Raw genomic sequence first — 14,370 nt, 5'->3', positions numbered from 1 at the left:
CCTAGCGCACCAGGCGCCGACGATTCTCTTCGGAAATCTGCGAATTGAGCGTCCAGAAGTCGTAAAGCACGCCCAGGAGGAAGAAACCCGCCGTAAAGAAATAGAGAATGGCGGTCACCCATTTCCCCAGATAGAGACGATGCACGCCGAAGAGGCCGAGGAAGGTCAGCAGGATCCAGGCCAGGCTGTAGTTGAGGGAGCCGGACTGGAAGCGCAGATCCGCCTCGCGATCCATGGACGGGATCAGGAACAGATCGATCAGCCAGCCGATGCCCAGCAGACCCAGGGTGCAGAACCAGATCGTGCCGGTGACCGGCTTGCCATAGTAGAAGCGGTGAGCGCCGAGAAAACCGAAGATCCACAGCAGATAGCCCATGACCTTGCTGTGGGTGTCCTGATACTGCATGTCTACGACCTCGCGGATACTGGGAAAGACGCGCCTTACCTACACCCTTACCTTCACCGTGACTTTATGTCGAAAACTGGATGAATGCCCAGGGAGTCTCACTGGTTGGCGCTCTAAGGACCTCAGTTTCCGCTAAAAATTACATAATTTCTTGATGAGAGGTGCACAAAATATCCACAAGATTGGTATAGAATCGCTCGCTTCGATCTTCAGACACCCCTACGACAATGCGTCTATTCCTCCTGACATGGCTCTCCGCCTGTCTTGTGCTGCCGGTGGCAGCGCAAGCGAAAGAGAACTCTGCAGCGCGCACTGCCGCTCCGGTCCACAAGGTCGCAGCCCGGCATGTCACCGCCGCACCAACCCCCAAGCCCGCAGCTCGTCACGTCACCGCTGCCGACAATCATACCCAGGCGGCCTCCGTAGCCCGCGCCAAGCGCGCAGCTCGGGCCAGCAGTGCCCTGCACCGTAAGCAAGCCACCGCCCAGGCCGCGACGCGCAACGTCGGCGCCCAGGTCGCTACCCGCGCCATGGATCTGGTCGGTACGCCCTACCGCTTCGGTGGTACCAGCCCGAAGAACGGCCTGGACTGCAGCGGCCTGGTGAACTACGTCTATCGTGACGTGCACAACGTCAAGCTGCCGCGCACCTCCCGCGAGCTGGCCCAGCTCAAGGGCCCCAAGGTCGCCCGTAGCGACCTCAAGGCCGGTGACCTGGTGTTCTTCAAGACCGGTCAGCGCAGTGGCATCGACCACGTCGCCATCTACCTGGGCAACGACCGTTTCGTCCATGCCCCGCGCAGTGGCGAGAGCGTCCGGGTCGATCACCTGAGCAAGCCGTACTGGACCAAGCGGTTTGCCTCGGCCAAGCGCGTCCTGCCGCAGCCCACTACCCTGGCCGCCGAAGCCGACCCTGTCGTCGACAAGCCGCGCGCCAAGCGTACCCGCAAGTCCTGACCCCTCTCCCCGCTCCGTCGGGCCGCTACCGCCCGGCGGAGTGTCGCTCCACTCGGCACCGCCCGGCGCAAAGCCATTGAACGACGCTCCGCCTCCTGGATACTGTATGCAATCACAGTACAGGAGATCTCGATGGAGCTCGCCGACAAGCTGATCATTCTCGCCGATGCCGCCAAGTACGACGTGTCCTGCGCCAGCAGTGGCGCGCCCAAGCGCAGCTCCAAGGGCAAGGACGGCCTGGGCTCGACCGATGGCATGGGCATCTGCCACAGCTTCACCCCCGATGGGCGCTGCGTGGCGCTGCTCAAGGTGCTGCTGACCAACTTCTGCCTGTACGACTGCCAGTACTGCGTCAACCGCCGCAGCAGCAACGTACCCCGGGCGCGCTTCACGCCCGAGGAGGTGGTGCAGCTGACCCTCGACTTCTACCGGCGCAACGTCATCAGCGGTCTGTTCCTCAGTTCCGGCATCATCCGCTCCTCCAACTACACCATGGAGCAGATGACCCGGGTGGCCCAGCTGTTGCGCGAAGAGCACCAGTTCCGCGGCTACATCCACCTCAAGACCATTCCCGACGCCGATCCCGAGCTCATCGCCCAGGCGGGTCTCTATGCCGATCGCCTGTCGGTGAACATCGAGCTGCCCACCGAGAGCGGGCTGATCAAGCTGGCGCCGGAAAAGAACGGCAGCAGCATCCGCAAGACCATGGGCAACATCCGCCTGGGGCTGGAAGAGGCCGAGGCCGAAGCCAAGGCGCCGCGCTTCGCCCCGGCGGGGCAGAGCACCCAGATGATCGTCGGCGCCGACGCCACCGACGATCGCACCATCCTCGACACCGCCCAGACGCTCTATGGCGCCTATCGTCTGAAGCGCGTCTATTACTCGGCCTTCAGCCCCATTCCGGAAAGCCCGGGTACGGTACCGCTGCAGCCGCCGCCCCTGCTGCGCGAACACCGGCTGTACCAGGCCGACTTCCTCATGCGCGGCTATGGCTTCCAGGCGGCGGAGCTGCCCACCGAAGATGGCCAGCTGCCGCTGGACGTGGACCCCAAGCTGGCTTGGGCGCTGCACAATCGCGCCATCTTCCCGCTGGACCTCAATCGCGCCGACCAGGTCCTGATCGCCCGCGTCCCCGGCATCGGCGTGCTCTCGGCCAAGCGGCTGGTGGAGCTCAGGCGCGAGCGGCGCATCCGCTACGCCGACCTGATCCGGCTCAAGTGCAGCGTGGAGAAGGCTCGCCCCTTCATCGTCACCCAGGACTATCGCCCGCAACCACGCCTGGCCGAATCCCTCGATCTGCGCCGCCAACTCGCCGAGCCGCCCGCGCAACTCGCCCTGCTGTAGATGCTCAAGGTCGAGTTCGACGGCACCTTCGCCGGCTGGCGCCAGGAAGCGCGCCGCTTGCTGCAGGCCGGCATCGCACCGGCCCAGGTGAGCTGGCAGGAAAGCCACGGGCTGGGCGATCTGTTCGATGAACCGGTCGAGGCCGTGGCGACCCCGCCCAGCGGCGCCGTGCGTATTCCGCCGCAACTGGCCGAGGCCCTGAGCTATGCCGCCTGCTTTCGCAGCGACGATCGCTGGGCGTTGCTCTACCAGGTGCTCTGGCGAGTCGCCCGCGGTGACCGGGCGGCGATGCTGGCCGGCGACGAAGACGGCAGCGAACTGCAGCGCCGGGTCAAGGCGATCCGCCGCGAGATCCACCACGTGCATGCCTTCCTCCGTTTCCGGCCCCGCGCCGAAAACGCCGGTCCGCCGGCCTGGGTGGCCTGGCACCAGCCGGCGCATGACGTCCTGGCCCTGGCGGCACCGCACTTCTGCGATCGGATGGGCAACAGCAGCTGGCTGATCGCCACCCCGGAGACCGCGGCGCTCTGGGATGGCCAGGTGCTGCAATTGCTGCAGCCCTGCCCCGCCGAGCTGCAACAGTTGGCCCGCCAGACCCCGGAAGACGATGACCGCAACGCTGGCGACGAACTCTGGCGCGCCTACTACCGCAGCACCTTCAATCCGGCTCGCGCCAATCCACGTACCCTGAGGGGCAACATGCCGGCGCGCTTCTGGAAGGACCTGCCGGAAGGCCCGCTGATCCCGGCACTGCTCAGCGAAGCGCGTGCCGGTGCCCAGCGCCTGGCCCAGGCCGAAGCCGTCGGCCGGCAGTCCGGTCGCGAGGTGCTGATCGCCGCCGAGCGCGCCCAGCCCGAACGCCCGCTGCCCACTACCCTGGACGAATGTCGCCGCTGCGAGCTCTGGGAAAAGGCGACCCAGCCAGTGGCCGGCGAAGGCCCGCGCACGGCGCGTATCCTCTTGCTCGGCGAGCAACCCGGTGACCAGGAGGACCTGGCGGGCCGTCCCTTCGTCGGTCCGGCCGGGCAGGTGCTGATGGCGGCGCTGGCCGAGGCGGGACTCGACCGTGACGAGGTGTTCCTGACCAATGCGGTCAAGCACTTCAAATGGATTCCCCAGGGCCTGAGACGCAAGCACGTCACCCCGGGACCTGAGATCGCGCCCTGCCGCTACTGGCTGGAGCAGGAATTGCGCGACATCCAGCCGATTGTGGTGGTGGCGCTCGGCTCGACCGCCCTGGAAGCCCTGCTAAGGCGCAAGCCGCGTGGCCTGGCCCAGTTCATGGGCCGACCGCTGCGGCTGGACGAGCGCTGGATCATCGCCACCTACCACCCCTCCTACATCCTGCGCACACCCGACGCCACCCAGCAGGAGCAGGCGCGTCTGGCCCTGGTCACCGCCCTGCGCGAGGCCAGGACCCTGGCAGCCGAAGGCTAGCGGAAGCGCTTGGGCGGATCGTCGCCCATGTCCACCGAGAGATTGCGGGTCATCTGGTTGAGGTGGTCGGCATCGGTCTCCGACCCCAGCTTGATCATCAACCGCAGGTCGTTGGCGGAATCGGCGTGGGCCAGGGCCGCCTCGTAGCTGATCTCGCCATCGCGATAGAGGGCATAGAGCGACTGGTCGAAGGTCTGCATGCCCAGTTCACCGGATTTCTTCATCAACGCCTTGAGTTCATGCACCTCGCCCTTGCGGATCATATCGGCGGCCAGCGGGGTGTTGAGCAGGACCTCGATCACCGCACGGCGCCCCTGGCCGTCGAGGGTGGGCACCAGTTGCTGGGCGACGATGCCCTTGAGGTTGAGCGACAGGTCCATCCAGGTCTGACTGTGTCGATCGGCCGGGAAGAAATGGATGATACGGTCCAGCGCCTGGTTGGCGTTGTTGGCGTGCAGCGTGGCCAGGCACAGGTGCCCGGTCTCGGCGAAGGCCAGGGCGTGCTCCATGATGTCCCGGCTGCGGATCTCGCCGATCATGATGACGTCCGGCGCCTGGCGCAGGGTGTTCTTCAGCGCCACCTCGAAGGACTCGGTGTCGATGCCCACCTCGCGCTGGGTGACGATGCAGCCCTGGTGCTGGTGGATGTACTCGATGGGATCCTCGATGGAGATGATGTGACCCGCCGAGTTCTTGTTGCGGTGGCCGATCATGGCCGCCAGCGAGGTGGACTTGCCGGTGCCGGTGGCGCCGACGAAGATCACCAGGCCGCGCTTGGTCATGGCCAGCTTCTTGATGATCTCCGGCAGGCGCAGCTGCTCCACCGTGGGAATGTTCACCTCGATGCGGCGCAGCACCATGCCCACCAGGTTGCGCTGGTAGAAGGCACTGACCCGGAAGCGGCCGATGCCCCGGGCGCTGATGGCGAAATTGCATTCGCGCTTCTGCTGGAATTCCTGGCGCTGCTCCTCGTTCATCACGCCCAGCACGATGGCCCGGCATTGGTCCGGCGAAAGCGCGTCCTTGGTGACCGGCGTCATGCGGCCGTTGATCTTCATCGACGGGGGGACGCCGGTGGTGATGAAGAGGTCGGAGGCGCCCTTGTCCACCATCAGCTGCAGGAATCTGTCGAATTCCATCAGAAATTCTCCGGCGTCTTGGCCTTCTCGCGCGCCGCATCGCGGCTGATCAGGCCCTTGGACAGCAGCGCCTTGAGGCACATGTCCAGGGTCTGCATGCCCAGTCCGCCACCGGTCTGGATCGCCGAATACATCTGCGCCACCTTGTCCTCGCGGATCAGGTTACGGATGGCCGGGGTGCCGATCATGATCTCGTGGGCCGCCACCCGGCCGCCGCCGACCTTCTTGAGCAGCGTCTGGGAGACCACTGCCTGCAGGGATTCGGACAGCATGGAACGCACCATGGCTTTCTCTTCCGCCGGAAAGACGTCCACCACCCGATCGATGGTCTTGGCCGCCGAGGTGGTGTGCAGGGTGCCGAACACCAGATGGCCGGTCTCGGCCGCGGTCAACGCCAGGCGGATGGTCTCCAGGTCGCGCAGCTCGCCCACCAGGATGACGTCAGGGTCCTCGCGCAGGGCCGAGCGCAGGGCCTCGGAGAAGCCCAGGGTGTCGCGGTGTACCTCGCGCTGGTTGACCAGGCACTTCTTGGATTCGTGGACGAACTCGATGGGGTCCTCGATGGTGAGGATGTGGTGGTACTTGTGGTTGTTGAGATAGTCGAGCATGGCCGCCAGGGTGGTGGACTTGCCCGAACCGGTCGGCCCGGTCACCAGCACCAGGCCGCGGGGCACGTCGGTGATCTTCCTGAACACCTCGCCCATGCCCAGCTCCTCCATGCTCAGCACCTTGGAAGGAATGGTCCGGAACACCGCGCCGGCGCCACGATTCTGGTTGAAGGCGTTGACCCGGAAGCGCGCCACGCCCGGCACCTCGAAGGAGAAGTCGGTCTCCAGGAATTCCTCGAAGTCCTTGCGCTGCTTGTCGTTCATGATGTCGTAGATCAGGCCGTGCACCTGCTTGTGCTCGAAAGCCGGCAGGTTGATGCGGCGCACGTCGCCGTCGACGCGGATCATCGGCGGCAGGCCGGCGGACAGGTGCAGGTCGGAGGCGCCTTGCCGCGCGGAAAAGGCCAGCAATTCGGTGATATCCATGGGACTCCCAGATGTCGAGCAAGCAGGTAGAATGCCGCGCAGCACTGGCGGTCTGACCTGGTCACCGCCACTCACTCATCCGGTACGCCGAGGCCTGCCGGATGCGCCGACGCAAGCAGGGGCTGAATGTCCACGATAGCCGAGAATAGCGCAACCGTACTCGAACGCATCGCCGCGGCCAGCCGGACGGCAGGCCGCGATCCCGCGACCGTCGGCCTGCTGGCGGTGAGCAAGACCAAACCCGCCGCCGCCCTGCGCGAAGCCTGGGCTGCAGGCCTGCGCGACTTCGGCGAGAACTATCTGCAGGAGGCGCTGGACAAGCAGGCCGAACTCGCCGATCTGCCGCTGACGTGGCATTTCATCGGCCCCATCCAGTCCAACAAGACCCGCGCCATCGCCAGCCATTTCGACTGGGTGCACTCGGTGGATCGCCTGAAGATCGCCCAGCGTCTGGCCGAGCAGCGACCGCCCGAGCAGGGGCCGCTGAACATCTGCCTGCAGGTCAATGTCAGCGGCGAAGCCAGCAAGTCCGGCTGCCACCCCGACGAACTGCCCACCCTGGCCGATGCCGTGAGCCAGCTGCCCAACCTGCGCCTGCGCGGGCTGATGGCCATCCCCGAACCCACCGAGGACCCGGCCAGCCAGCGCGCGGCCTTCGCCCGGCTGCGCGCCTTGAGCGAGGCGCTGAACCTGGACCTGGACACCCTGTCCATGGGCATGAGCCAGGACCTGGAAGCCGCCATCGCCGAGGGCGCTACCTGGGTCCGCATCGGTACCGCCCTGTTCGGCGCCCGCGACTACGGCGCCACCGCCTCTTCAACCTAGGAAGTCTCGATGAACGACACCCGCATCGCCTTCATCGGCGCCGGCAACATGGCCGGTGCCATCATCGGCGGGCTGCTCGCCCAGGGCGTGCCGGCCCGCCAGCTCAGTGCCAGCAATCGCAATCCGGCCAGGCGCGAGGCACTGGCCCGGGCGTACGGCATCCGCGTCGAAGCCAGCAACACCGCGGTCCTGGCTGACACCGACGTGGTGGTGCTGGGCGTGAAGCCCCAGGTGATGGGCGAGGTCTGCGCCGAACTGGCACCGCACCTGCGTCCGGAGCAACTGATCGTTTCGGTCGCCGCCGGCATCACCTGCGCCAGTCTGACGCGCTGGCTGGGCGAGCGGCCGCTGGTGCGCTGCATGCCCAACGTGCCGGCGCAGCTGCGCCTCGGCGCCAGCGGCCTGTTCGCCAACGCGCAGGTCAGTCCAGACCAGCGCGCCCGCGCCCAGGAAATCCTCGCCGCGGTCGGCCTGGCGCTCTGGGTCGAGGAAGAGCAGCAGCTGGATGCGGTCACCGCGGTGTCCGGTAGCGGCCCAGCCTACTTCTTCCTGCTGATGGAGGCCATGACCCAGGCCGGCGCCAAGCTCGGCCTGCCGCCCGCGGTGGCCGAGCAACTGACCCTGCACACCGCCCGCGGCGCTGCCGCCATGGCCTGCCAGGGCGACCGCAGCCCTGAACAATTGCGTCGTTCAGTGATGTCCCCCAGGGGCACCACCGAACGCGCCATCGAAACCTTCCAAGCCGGGGCCTTCGCGGACCTGGTGGAAGAAGCCCTCACCGCCGCGGCCGACCGGGCCGCGGAACTGGCCCAGTTGCCGGATCGATAAGGAGTATCCATGTCCGCTTTCGCGCAAGCTCTCGTCTACGTCATCCAGACCCTCGGCAGTCTCTACCTGCTGATCATCCTGCTGCGCTTCATCCTGCAGCTGGTCCGGGCCGACTTCTACAACCCGCTGTCGCAATTCACCGTGCGCGCCACCCAGCCGCTGCTCAAACCCCTGCGCCGGGTCATTCCCGGCTTCGGCGGCGTCGATCTGGCCGCCCTGGTGCTGGCGATCCTGGTCCAGCTGGCCCTGATGATGGTCGTGGTGGTACTGCTCGGCGCCAGCATCGGCGGGCTGTTCCCGGCGCTGCTGATCTGGGCCCTGCTCGGCGTGGCCTCGCTGTTCCTCAAGGTGTTCTTCTTCGCCCTGATCGTCAGCGTGATCCTCTCCTGGGTCGCGCCCCAGACCCACAATCCCGCCGCCGAACTGGTCAACCAGATCTGCGAGCCGCTGCTGGCCCCCTTCCGCCGCATCCTGCCCAGCCTGGGCGGCCTGGATCTGTCGCCGATCTTCGCCTTCATCGTGATCAACCTGCTGGATCGCTTCGTCATCGGCCAACTGGCCGCCGCCACCGGCATGCCGCAGATACTCGCGCCCTTCCTTTAACGTACGACGTCCGCCACCGCTCGCCCCTCCGTCACGACCGCCCGCCGCGTCGTGACGGAGCCGGCATTGACGCGGCCTGGAGGCTGGGGCAACGTCCAGGCTTTAGCTGTCCAGGTCAAGGAAGCCCCCATGGAACGTCTGTTCCGCCACGTCGATGCCTATGCCACGTGGAAAGCCGAACTCGATACCCAATTGGGCCGCTACCGCGACTGGTTGCAGCGTAATCGCCTCGCCTCCCCCGCCCTGGACGCCGCCCTGGCCAGTTGCCAGAGCGAACTCCAGGCCGACGGCATCACCCTGGCCTTCGCCGGCGAGTTCTCCCGCGGCAAGACCGAACTGATCAACGCCCTCTTCTTCGCCGACTACGGCCAGCGCATGCTGCCGTCCCAGGCTGGGCGCACCACCATGTGCCCCACCGAGATCTTCTTCGATGCCGGCGCCGAGGGTCCCTACCTGCAGTTGCTGCCCATCGACAGCCGGCTGGACGACCGCAGCCTGGTCGCCTGGCGCAAGACACCCGAGGCCTGGCAGCGCTTCCCGCTGGATGATCGCCATCCGGACGCCATGGCCACCCTGCTGGCCAAGGTCACCGAGACCCGCGAAGTGGCGGCGGCAACGGCAGCGCAGCTGGGCTTCGATCCCGAACAGCTGGAACAGCTCGGCGATGCCGGCCTGGTCAGCGTTCCAGCCTGGCGCCATGCCGTGATCAGCATCGACCACCCGCTGCTGCGCCAGGGCCTGCGCATCCTCGACACCCCCGGCCTCAATGCCCTGGGTGCCGAGCCCGAGCTGACCCTGTCGCTACTGCCCCACGCCCAGGCGGTGCTCTTTCTGATCGGCGCCGACACCGGCGTCACCGCCTCGGACCTGGCGCTCTGGGAACAGTGCGTCAAGCCGGCACTGGGCGACAGCCCTGAGCGACTGTTCGCGGTGATGAACAAGATCGACAGCCTCTGGGACGACCTCGGCGGTGCCGCCCACGTCGCCCACTCACTGGAGAACGTCCGCCAGGCCAGCGCCCGGCAACTGGCCCTGCCCGCCGAGCACATCCTGCCGCTGTCGGCCAAGCAGGCGCTGCTGGGCAAGGTGCGCGGCGACCTAGAACTGCTCGCACGCAGCCAACTGGACGGCCTCGAGCAACTGCTCGCCGATCGCATCGTCGGCGCCCGCGAGCGGCTGCTGCAGCAACGCATCGTGCACCAGGCCAGTGGCCTGCTGGGTGCCAGTCGCACGCTCATCGAACAGCGCCTGGAGGCCATCCGGGCGCAGTACGCGCAGCTGGCCGACGAAGAATTGCCAGGTGCCGGGCTTGAATTGCAGACCGCCCGCACGCGCCAGGAGTACGACCAGTACCACCGCCGCCTGCTGGACCTGCGCACCACCCAGAACATGCTGGCTGGCCAGCGCAAGCTACTCCTCGACCTGGTCGTCCCTGAGCGCCTGGACGCCCACCTGGAGACCGCTCGCCGGGAATTCCGCAGCAGCCTGACCACAGTGGGGATCAACCAATCCATCGAACGGTTCTTCCGCATGGTCGAGCACGACCTGCTGGCGCTGGACAACGAAGCCGATCGCGCCAACAAGGTGCTCGGCGCGGTCTACCAGCGGCACAACCTGGAAAATCCCCTGCATCCCCTGGAAGCGCCGCGGTTGCGCATCCGACCCTACGTCCGCGAGCTGCGCCAGCTGCAGCTCAAGACCGAGGAAATCCAGCGCCAGGTGAAGACCCTGCTCACCGAACAGAACGCCCTGGCCCGCCGCTTCTTCGCCACCGTGGCCCAGGAAGTCCAGGCCCTGCAGGAAGGCGCCCATGCCCAGGTGCTGCGTTGGAACGACGGCGCCCTGACGCCGCTGGTACAGCACACCCGCGAGCAGAAGCAGCTACTGGAGACCAGCATGCTGGCCCTCAAGCAGCTCACCCAGCAGAATCTCAACAGCCAGGAGCAGGTACGCCGACTGCAGGTGCACGAGGACGTGCTGCACAAGCAGCTTACCGAGGTCAGCGACATGCTCAAGCAGATCGCCCGCCCGGCGCCTTCCCAGCGTCACGACAACGTGGTCGTGCTGCCCCTGGCCCGCGTCGTCTAGGCCCCCTGGCCGCGCTGCCCTCACGCGGGTTCGGCCAGGGCGCCACGCCTGCCCTTGCCGCTCCCCGCGGTGCTCTTTAGACTGGCGAGCCCCGCCCCGGACGAGCCGTCAATGCCCAGCGTCATCCCCGAAGATTCAGTCGGCCTGGTCACCCCCGAGCTGCTGCATTTCAGCGAGCCCCTGGCCCTCGCCGGTGGTCGCACCCTACCGGCCTACGACCTGATGGTCGAGACCTACGGCGAGCTCAACGCCACGGCCAGCAATGCCGTGCTGATCTGCCACGCGCTCTCCGGCCATCACCACGCCGCCGGCTACCACAGCCTGGACGACCGCAAGCCTGGCTGGTGGGACAGTTGCATCGGCCCCGGCAAGCCCATCGACACCCGCAAGTTCTTCGTCGTCGCCCTGAACAACCTGGGCGGCTGCAACGGCTCCACCGGGCCGAGCAGCCCGAATCCGGACACCGGCCGTCCCTACGGTGCGGATTTCCCGGTGCTGACCGTGGAAGACTGGGTCCACAGCCAGGCGCGGCTGGCCGATCGCCTGGGTATCCAGCAGTGGGCGGCGGTGATCGGCGGCAGCCTCGGCGGCATGCAGGCGCTGCAATGGACCATCAGCTATCCGGAGCGCATCCGCCACTGCCTGGCCATCGCCTCGGCGCCCAAGCTGTCGGCGGAGAACATCGCCTTCAACGAGGTGGCGCGCCAGGCCATTCTCTCGGACCCGGATTTCCACGCCGGCCACTTCCAGGAAAAGGGCGTGATCCCCAAGCGCGGCCTGATGCTGGCGCGCATGGTCGGCCACATCACCTACCTGTCCGACGAGGCCATGGGCGAGAAATTCGGTCGCGAACTCAAGACCGACCAGCTCAACTACGACTTCCACAGTGTCGAATTCCAGGTGGAGAGCTACCTGCGCTACCAGGGCGAGGAATTCTCCGGCCGCTTCGACGCCAACACCTACCTGCTGATGACCAAGGCGCTGGACTATTTCGATCCGGCCCATGCCCAGGGCGGCGACCTGGCCAAGACCCTGGCCGGGGTGCAGGCGCGCTTCCTGATCGTCTCCTTCACCACCGACTGGCGCTTTTCGCCGGTGCGCTCCAAGGAGATCGTCAACGCCCTGATGGCCGCGCGCAAGGACGTCAGCTACCTGGAGGTGGACGCCCCCCAGGGCCATGACGCCTTCCTCATCCCCATCCCGCGCTACCTGCAGGCCTTCTCCCACTACATGACCCGTATCGAGGTATAGCTGCGTGCGCGCCGATCTGGACATCATTCAGGAATGGATCCCTGCCGGCAGCCGGGTGCTCGACCTCGGCTGCGGCACCGGCGAGCTGCTCGCCTGGCTGCGCGACCACAAGCAGGTCACCGGCTACGGCCTGGAGATCGATCCGGACAAGATCGCCGAATGCCTGCTCAAGGACGTCAACGTCATCGAGCAGGACCTCGATGGCGGCCTGGCCAACTTCGCCAGCGACAGCTTCGACGTGGTGGTCATGACCCAGTCGCTGCAGGCCCTGCAGTACCCCGACCGCATCCTCCAGGAGATGCTCAGGGTCGGTCGCCAGTGCATCATCACCTTTCCCAACTTCGGTCACTGGCGCTGCCGCCTGTACCTGGGCACCAAGGGCCGCATGCCGGTCTCCGACTTCCTGCCCTATACCTGGTACAACACCCCGAACATCCACTTCTGCACCTTCGAGGACTTCGAACGCCTCTGCCGCGAGCAGCGTGCCCAGGTGCTGGATCGCCTCGCCGTGGATCGCCTGCATCGCCACGGCTGGGCCAGCAAGCTGTGGCCGAACCTGCTCGGCGAGATCGGCATCTACCGGGTCAGCGCGCCGCGCCTGCAGGAACATCGCGTCGCGATATGACGTAAGGCAGGGGCAGCGCGGCCAGCCTGGGCCTGGCTTCGCGTACAATATGTCGCCATCCTTCACGAGACGCGGTGTCCTCATGTCCGACCTAACCGAACTGGTCCTCGCCAGCCACAACGCCGGCAAGCTCAAGGAACTCCAGGCCATGCTCGGCGGCCAGGTGCGGATACGCTCGGTGAGCGAGTTCAGCCAGATCGAGCCCGAAGAGACCGGTCTGTCCTTCGTCGAGAACGCCATCCTCAAGGCCCGCAACGCCGCGCGCCTGTCCGGCCTGCCGGCCCTGGCCGACGATTCGGGCCTGGCGGTGGACGCCCTCGGCGGCGCCCCCGGCATCTATTCCGCCCGCTACGCCGACGGCCAGGGCGATGCGGCCAACAACGCCAAGCTGCTCGACGCCCTGAAAGACGTGCCCGACGCCGCGCGTACCGGCCAGTTCGTCTGCGTGCTGGCCCTGGTCCGTCACGCCGACGATCCGCTGCCGATTCTCTGCGAAGGCCTCTGGCCGGGTCGCATCCTGCATGCCGCCCAGGGCGAGCACGGCTTCGGCTACGATCCACTGTTCCAGCCCGATGGCGAAAGCGTTTCCGCCGCCGAACTGGCCCCGGCGGAAAAGAACCAGCGCAGCCATCGCGCCCGCGCCATGGCCCTGCTCAAGCAACGGCTCGGCCTGTGACTTCGCCCTTCACCCTGCCGCCGCTGGCGCTCTACGTCCATATCCCCTGGTGCGTACGCAAGTGCCCCTATTGCGACTTCAATTCCCACGCCGCCGGCCCGACGCTGCCGGAAGCGGAGTACGTGGACGCCCTGCTGGCGGACCTGGATAACGACCTCGTCCACGTCCATGGCCGGCCGCTGAGTTCGATCTTCTTCGGCGGCGGCACGCCCAGCCTGTTCTCTGCGACCGCCCTGGGCCGGCTGCTGGAGGGCGTGGCGCGACGTCTGGACTTCGCGCCCGACATCGAGATCACCCTGGAAGCCAATCCCGGGACCTTCGAGCAGGCCAAGTTCGTCGCCTATCGCGGGCTGGGCATCAATCGGCTCTCCATCGGCATCCAGAGCTTCCAGGACGAGAAGCTCAAGGCCCTGGGCCGCATCCATGGCCGCGACGAAGCCATACGCGCCGCCGACCGGGCCCGCGCCGCCGGCTTCGACAACTTCAACCTGGACCTCATGCATGGCCTGCCCAACCAGAGCCTGGCCGACGCCCTCGGCGATCTGGAGCAGGCCATCGCCCTGGCGCCCACGCACCTGTCCTGGTACCAGCTGACCATGGAGCCCAATACGGTATTCTGGAGCCAGCCGCCGGAGCTGCCCGAGGACGATACCCTCTGGGACATCCAGGAAGCCGGCCAGGCCCGCCTGGCCGCCGCCGGCTACCGGCAGTACGAGACCTCCGCCTACGCCCAGCCCGGACGCCAGGCGCGGCACAATCTCAACTACTGGGGCTTCGGCGACTTCCTCGGCATCGGCGCCGGCGCCCATGCCAAGCTGAGCGCCCCGGACGGCCGGCTGCTGCGTACCTGGAAGACCCGCCTGCCCAAGGACTATCTCGATCCGGCCAAGCCCTTCCAGGCCGGCGAGAAGCGTCTGGAACCGGCCGACCTGCCCTTCGAATTCATGATGAACGCCCTGCGCCTGGTAGACGGCGTGTCGGCCGCCTGGTATCCGCAGCGCACCGGCCAGTCCCTGGACAGCCTGGCCCCCGCGCTGGCCATGGCGCGCCGTGACGGCCTGCTGGTGGAGGATCCGGAGCGGTTGCAGCCGACCGCCCGTGGCCAGCTGTTCCTGAACGACCTCTTGCAATCCTTTCTGCCTGACTGACGAGGAGCTC

14 protein-coding genes are annotated in these 14,370 nt (G+C 66.9%); 11 read left to right on the top strand and 3 right to left on the bottom strand.

Annotated elements, in window-relative coordinates; translation table 11 throughout:
- Position 1 precedes the first annotated feature (1 nt).
- Positions 2 to 406 (bottom strand): NINE protein, encoded by a 405-nt coding sequence (locus AR540_RS13855; RefSeq protein ID WP_059229797.1) that lies wholly within the window; start codon positions 404 to 406, stop codon positions 2 to 4.
- Between the two features lie 275 nt (positions 407 to 681).
- Here AR540_RS13855 and AR540_RS13850 point away from each other — a divergent pair, with 275 nt between their 5' ends.
- From AR540_RS13850 to AR540_RS13840, 3 genes are all read left to right on the top strand, one after another.
- Positions 682 to 1,362, top strand: a complete 681-nt coding sequence (locus tag AR540_RS13850) for a C40 family peptidase (protein ID WP_236712069.1) — start codon at positions 682 to 684, stop codon at positions 1,360 to 1,362.
- 132 nt (positions 1,363 to 1,494) lie between these two features.
- A complete protein-coding gene (locus AR540_RS13845; protein WP_059229795.1) occupies positions 1,495 to 2,706 on the top strand; it encodes a putative DNA modification/repair radical SAM protein in 1,212 nt (403 codons plus the stop codon).
- Positions 2,707 to 4,143: a UdgX family uracil-DNA binding protein gene (locus AR540_RS13840; RefSeq protein ID WP_059229794.1), complete on the top strand. Its 1,437-nt coding sequence runs from the start codon at positions 2,707 to 2,709 to the stop codon at positions 4,141 to 4,143.
- Here the strand turns inward: AR540_RS13840 and AR540_RS13835 are convergent.
- Both AR540_RS13835 and AR540_RS13830 read right to left on the bottom strand, forming a co-directional pair.
- The gene (locus AR540_RS13835) at positions 4,140 to 5,282 is read right to left on the bottom strand and encodes a PilT/PilU family type 4a pilus ATPase (RefSeq protein WP_059229793.1); all 1,143 of its coding nucleotides are present in this window, start codon (positions 5,280 to 5,282) and stop codon (positions 4,140 to 4,142) included. The two genes, AR540_RS13840 and AR540_RS13835, sit on opposite strands and share 4 nt — an antisense overlap.
- A complete protein-coding gene (locus AR540_RS13830) occupies positions 5,282 to 6,316 on the bottom strand; it encodes a type IV pilus twitching motility protein PilT (RefSeq protein ID WP_059229792.1) in 1,035 nt (344 codons plus the stop codon). Before AR540_RS13830 ends, AR540_RS13835 begins: the two co-directional genes overlap by 1 nt.
- A 126-nt stretch (positions 6,317 to 6,442) precedes the next feature.
- On the opposite strand from AR540_RS13830, the gene AR540_RS13825 reads away from it, so the two are divergent.
- The 8 genes from AR540_RS13825 to hemW all read left to right on the top strand — a co-directional run bounded on the left by AR540_RS13825 (position 6,443) and on the right by hemW (position 14,360).
- A complete protein-coding gene (locus AR540_RS13825) occupies positions 6,443 to 7,141 on the top strand; it encodes a YggS family pyridoxal phosphate-dependent enzyme (protein WP_059229791.1) in 699 nt (232 codons plus the stop codon).
- Positions 7,142 to 7,150: 9 nt separating this feature from the next.
- Positions 7,151 to 7,969 carry a pyrroline-5-carboxylate reductase gene (gene proC, locus AR540_RS13820; protein WP_059229790.1) on the top strand — a complete coding sequence of 273 codons (819 nt, stop codon included), beginning with the start codon at positions 7,151 to 7,153 and terminating at the stop codon, positions 7,967 to 7,969.
- Between the two features lie 9 nt (positions 7,970 to 7,978).
- Positions 7,979 to 8,572 (top strand): YggT family protein, encoded by a 594-nt coding sequence (locus AR540_RS13815; protein WP_059229789.1) that lies wholly within the window; start codon positions 7,979 to 7,981, stop codon positions 8,570 to 8,572.
- Positions 8,573 to 8,701: 129 nt separating this feature from the next.
- A complete protein-coding gene (locus AR540_RS13810) occupies positions 8,702 to 10,660 on the top strand; it encodes a dynamin family protein (protein WP_059229788.1) in 1,959 nt (652 codons plus the stop codon).
- A 111-nt stretch (positions 10,661 to 10,771) separates the two neighbouring features.
- Positions 10,772 to 11,911, top strand: a complete 1,140-nt coding sequence (metX, locus tag AR540_RS13805) for a homoserine O-succinyltransferase MetX (RefSeq protein ID WP_059229787.1) — start codon at positions 10,772 to 10,774, stop codon at positions 11,909 to 11,911.
- 4 nt (positions 11,912 to 11,915) lie between these two features.
- Positions 11,916 to 12,536 carry a methionine biosynthesis protein MetW gene (gene metW, locus AR540_RS13800; RefSeq protein ID WP_059229786.1) on the top strand — a complete coding sequence of 207 codons (621 nt, stop codon included), beginning with the start codon at positions 11,916 to 11,918 and terminating at the stop codon, positions 12,534 to 12,536.
- Between the two features lie 82 nt (positions 12,537 to 12,618).
- On the top strand, positions 12,619 to 13,212 hold the full coding sequence (rdgB, locus tag AR540_RS13795) for an RdgB/HAM1 family non-canonical purine NTP pyrophosphatase (RefSeq protein WP_059229785.1): 594 nt from the start codon (positions 12,619 to 12,621) through the stop codon (positions 13,210 to 13,212).
- On the top strand, positions 13,209 to 14,360 hold the full coding sequence (gene hemW / locus AR540_RS13790) for a radical SAM family heme chaperone HemW (RefSeq protein ID WP_059229784.1): 1,152 nt from the start codon (positions 13,209 to 13,211) through the stop codon (positions 14,358 to 14,360). Before rdgB ends, hemW begins: the two co-directional genes overlap by 4 nt.
- Positions 14,361 to 14,370 lie beyond the last annotated feature (10 nt).

The sequence above is a fragment of the Pseudomonas sp. EpS/L25 genome (assembly GCF_001512295.1).
In the GTDB taxonomy this organism is placed as follows: Bacteria; Pseudomonadota; Gammaproteobacteria; order Pseudomonadales; family Pseudomonadaceae; genus Chryseomonas.
This window is presented reverse-complemented; position numbering and strand designations above follow the sequence as displayed.

Coding starts and splice junctions, on each gene's coding strand:
- AR540_RS13855 (WP_059229797.1), bottom strand. CDS start 406: ATGCAGTATCAGGACACCCACAGCAAGGTCATGGGCTATCTGCTGTGG.
- rdgB (WP_059229785.1), top strand. CDS start 12,619: ATGTCCGACCTAACCGAACTGGTCCTCGCCAGCCACAACGCCGGCAAG.
- AR540_RS13835 (WP_059229793.1), bottom strand. CDS start 5,282: ATGGAATTCGACAGATTCCTGCAGCTGATGGTGGACAAGGGCGCCTCC.
- AR540_RS13840 (WP_059229794.1), top strand. CDS start 2,707: ATGCTCAAGGTCGAGTTCGACGGCACCTTCGCCGGCTGGCGCCAGGAA.
- AR540_RS13815 (WP_059229789.1), top strand. CDS start 7,979: ATGTCCGCTTTCGCGCAAGCTCTCGTCTACGTCATCCAGACCCTCGGC.
- AR540_RS13830 (WP_059229792.1), bottom strand. CDS start 6,316: ATGGATATCACCGAATTGCTGGCCTTTTCCGCGCGGCAAGGCGCCTCC.
- AR540_RS13845 (WP_059229795.1), top strand. CDS start 1,495: ATGGAGCTCGCCGACAAGCTGATCATTCTCGCCGATGCCGCCAAGTAC.
- AR540_RS13825 (WP_059229791.1), top strand. CDS start 6,443: ATGTCCACGATAGCCGAGAATAGCGCAACCGTACTCGAACGCATCGCC.
- proC (WP_059229790.1), top strand. CDS start 7,151: ATGAACGACACCCGCATCGCCTTCATCGGCGCCGGCAACATGGCCGGT.
- metX (WP_059229787.1), top strand. CDS start 10,772: ATGCCCAGCGTCATCCCCGAAGATTCAGTCGGCCTGGTCACCCCCGAG.
- AR540_RS13810 (WP_059229788.1), top strand. CDS start 8,702: ATGGAACGTCTGTTCCGCCACGTCGATGCCTATGCCACGTGGAAAGCC.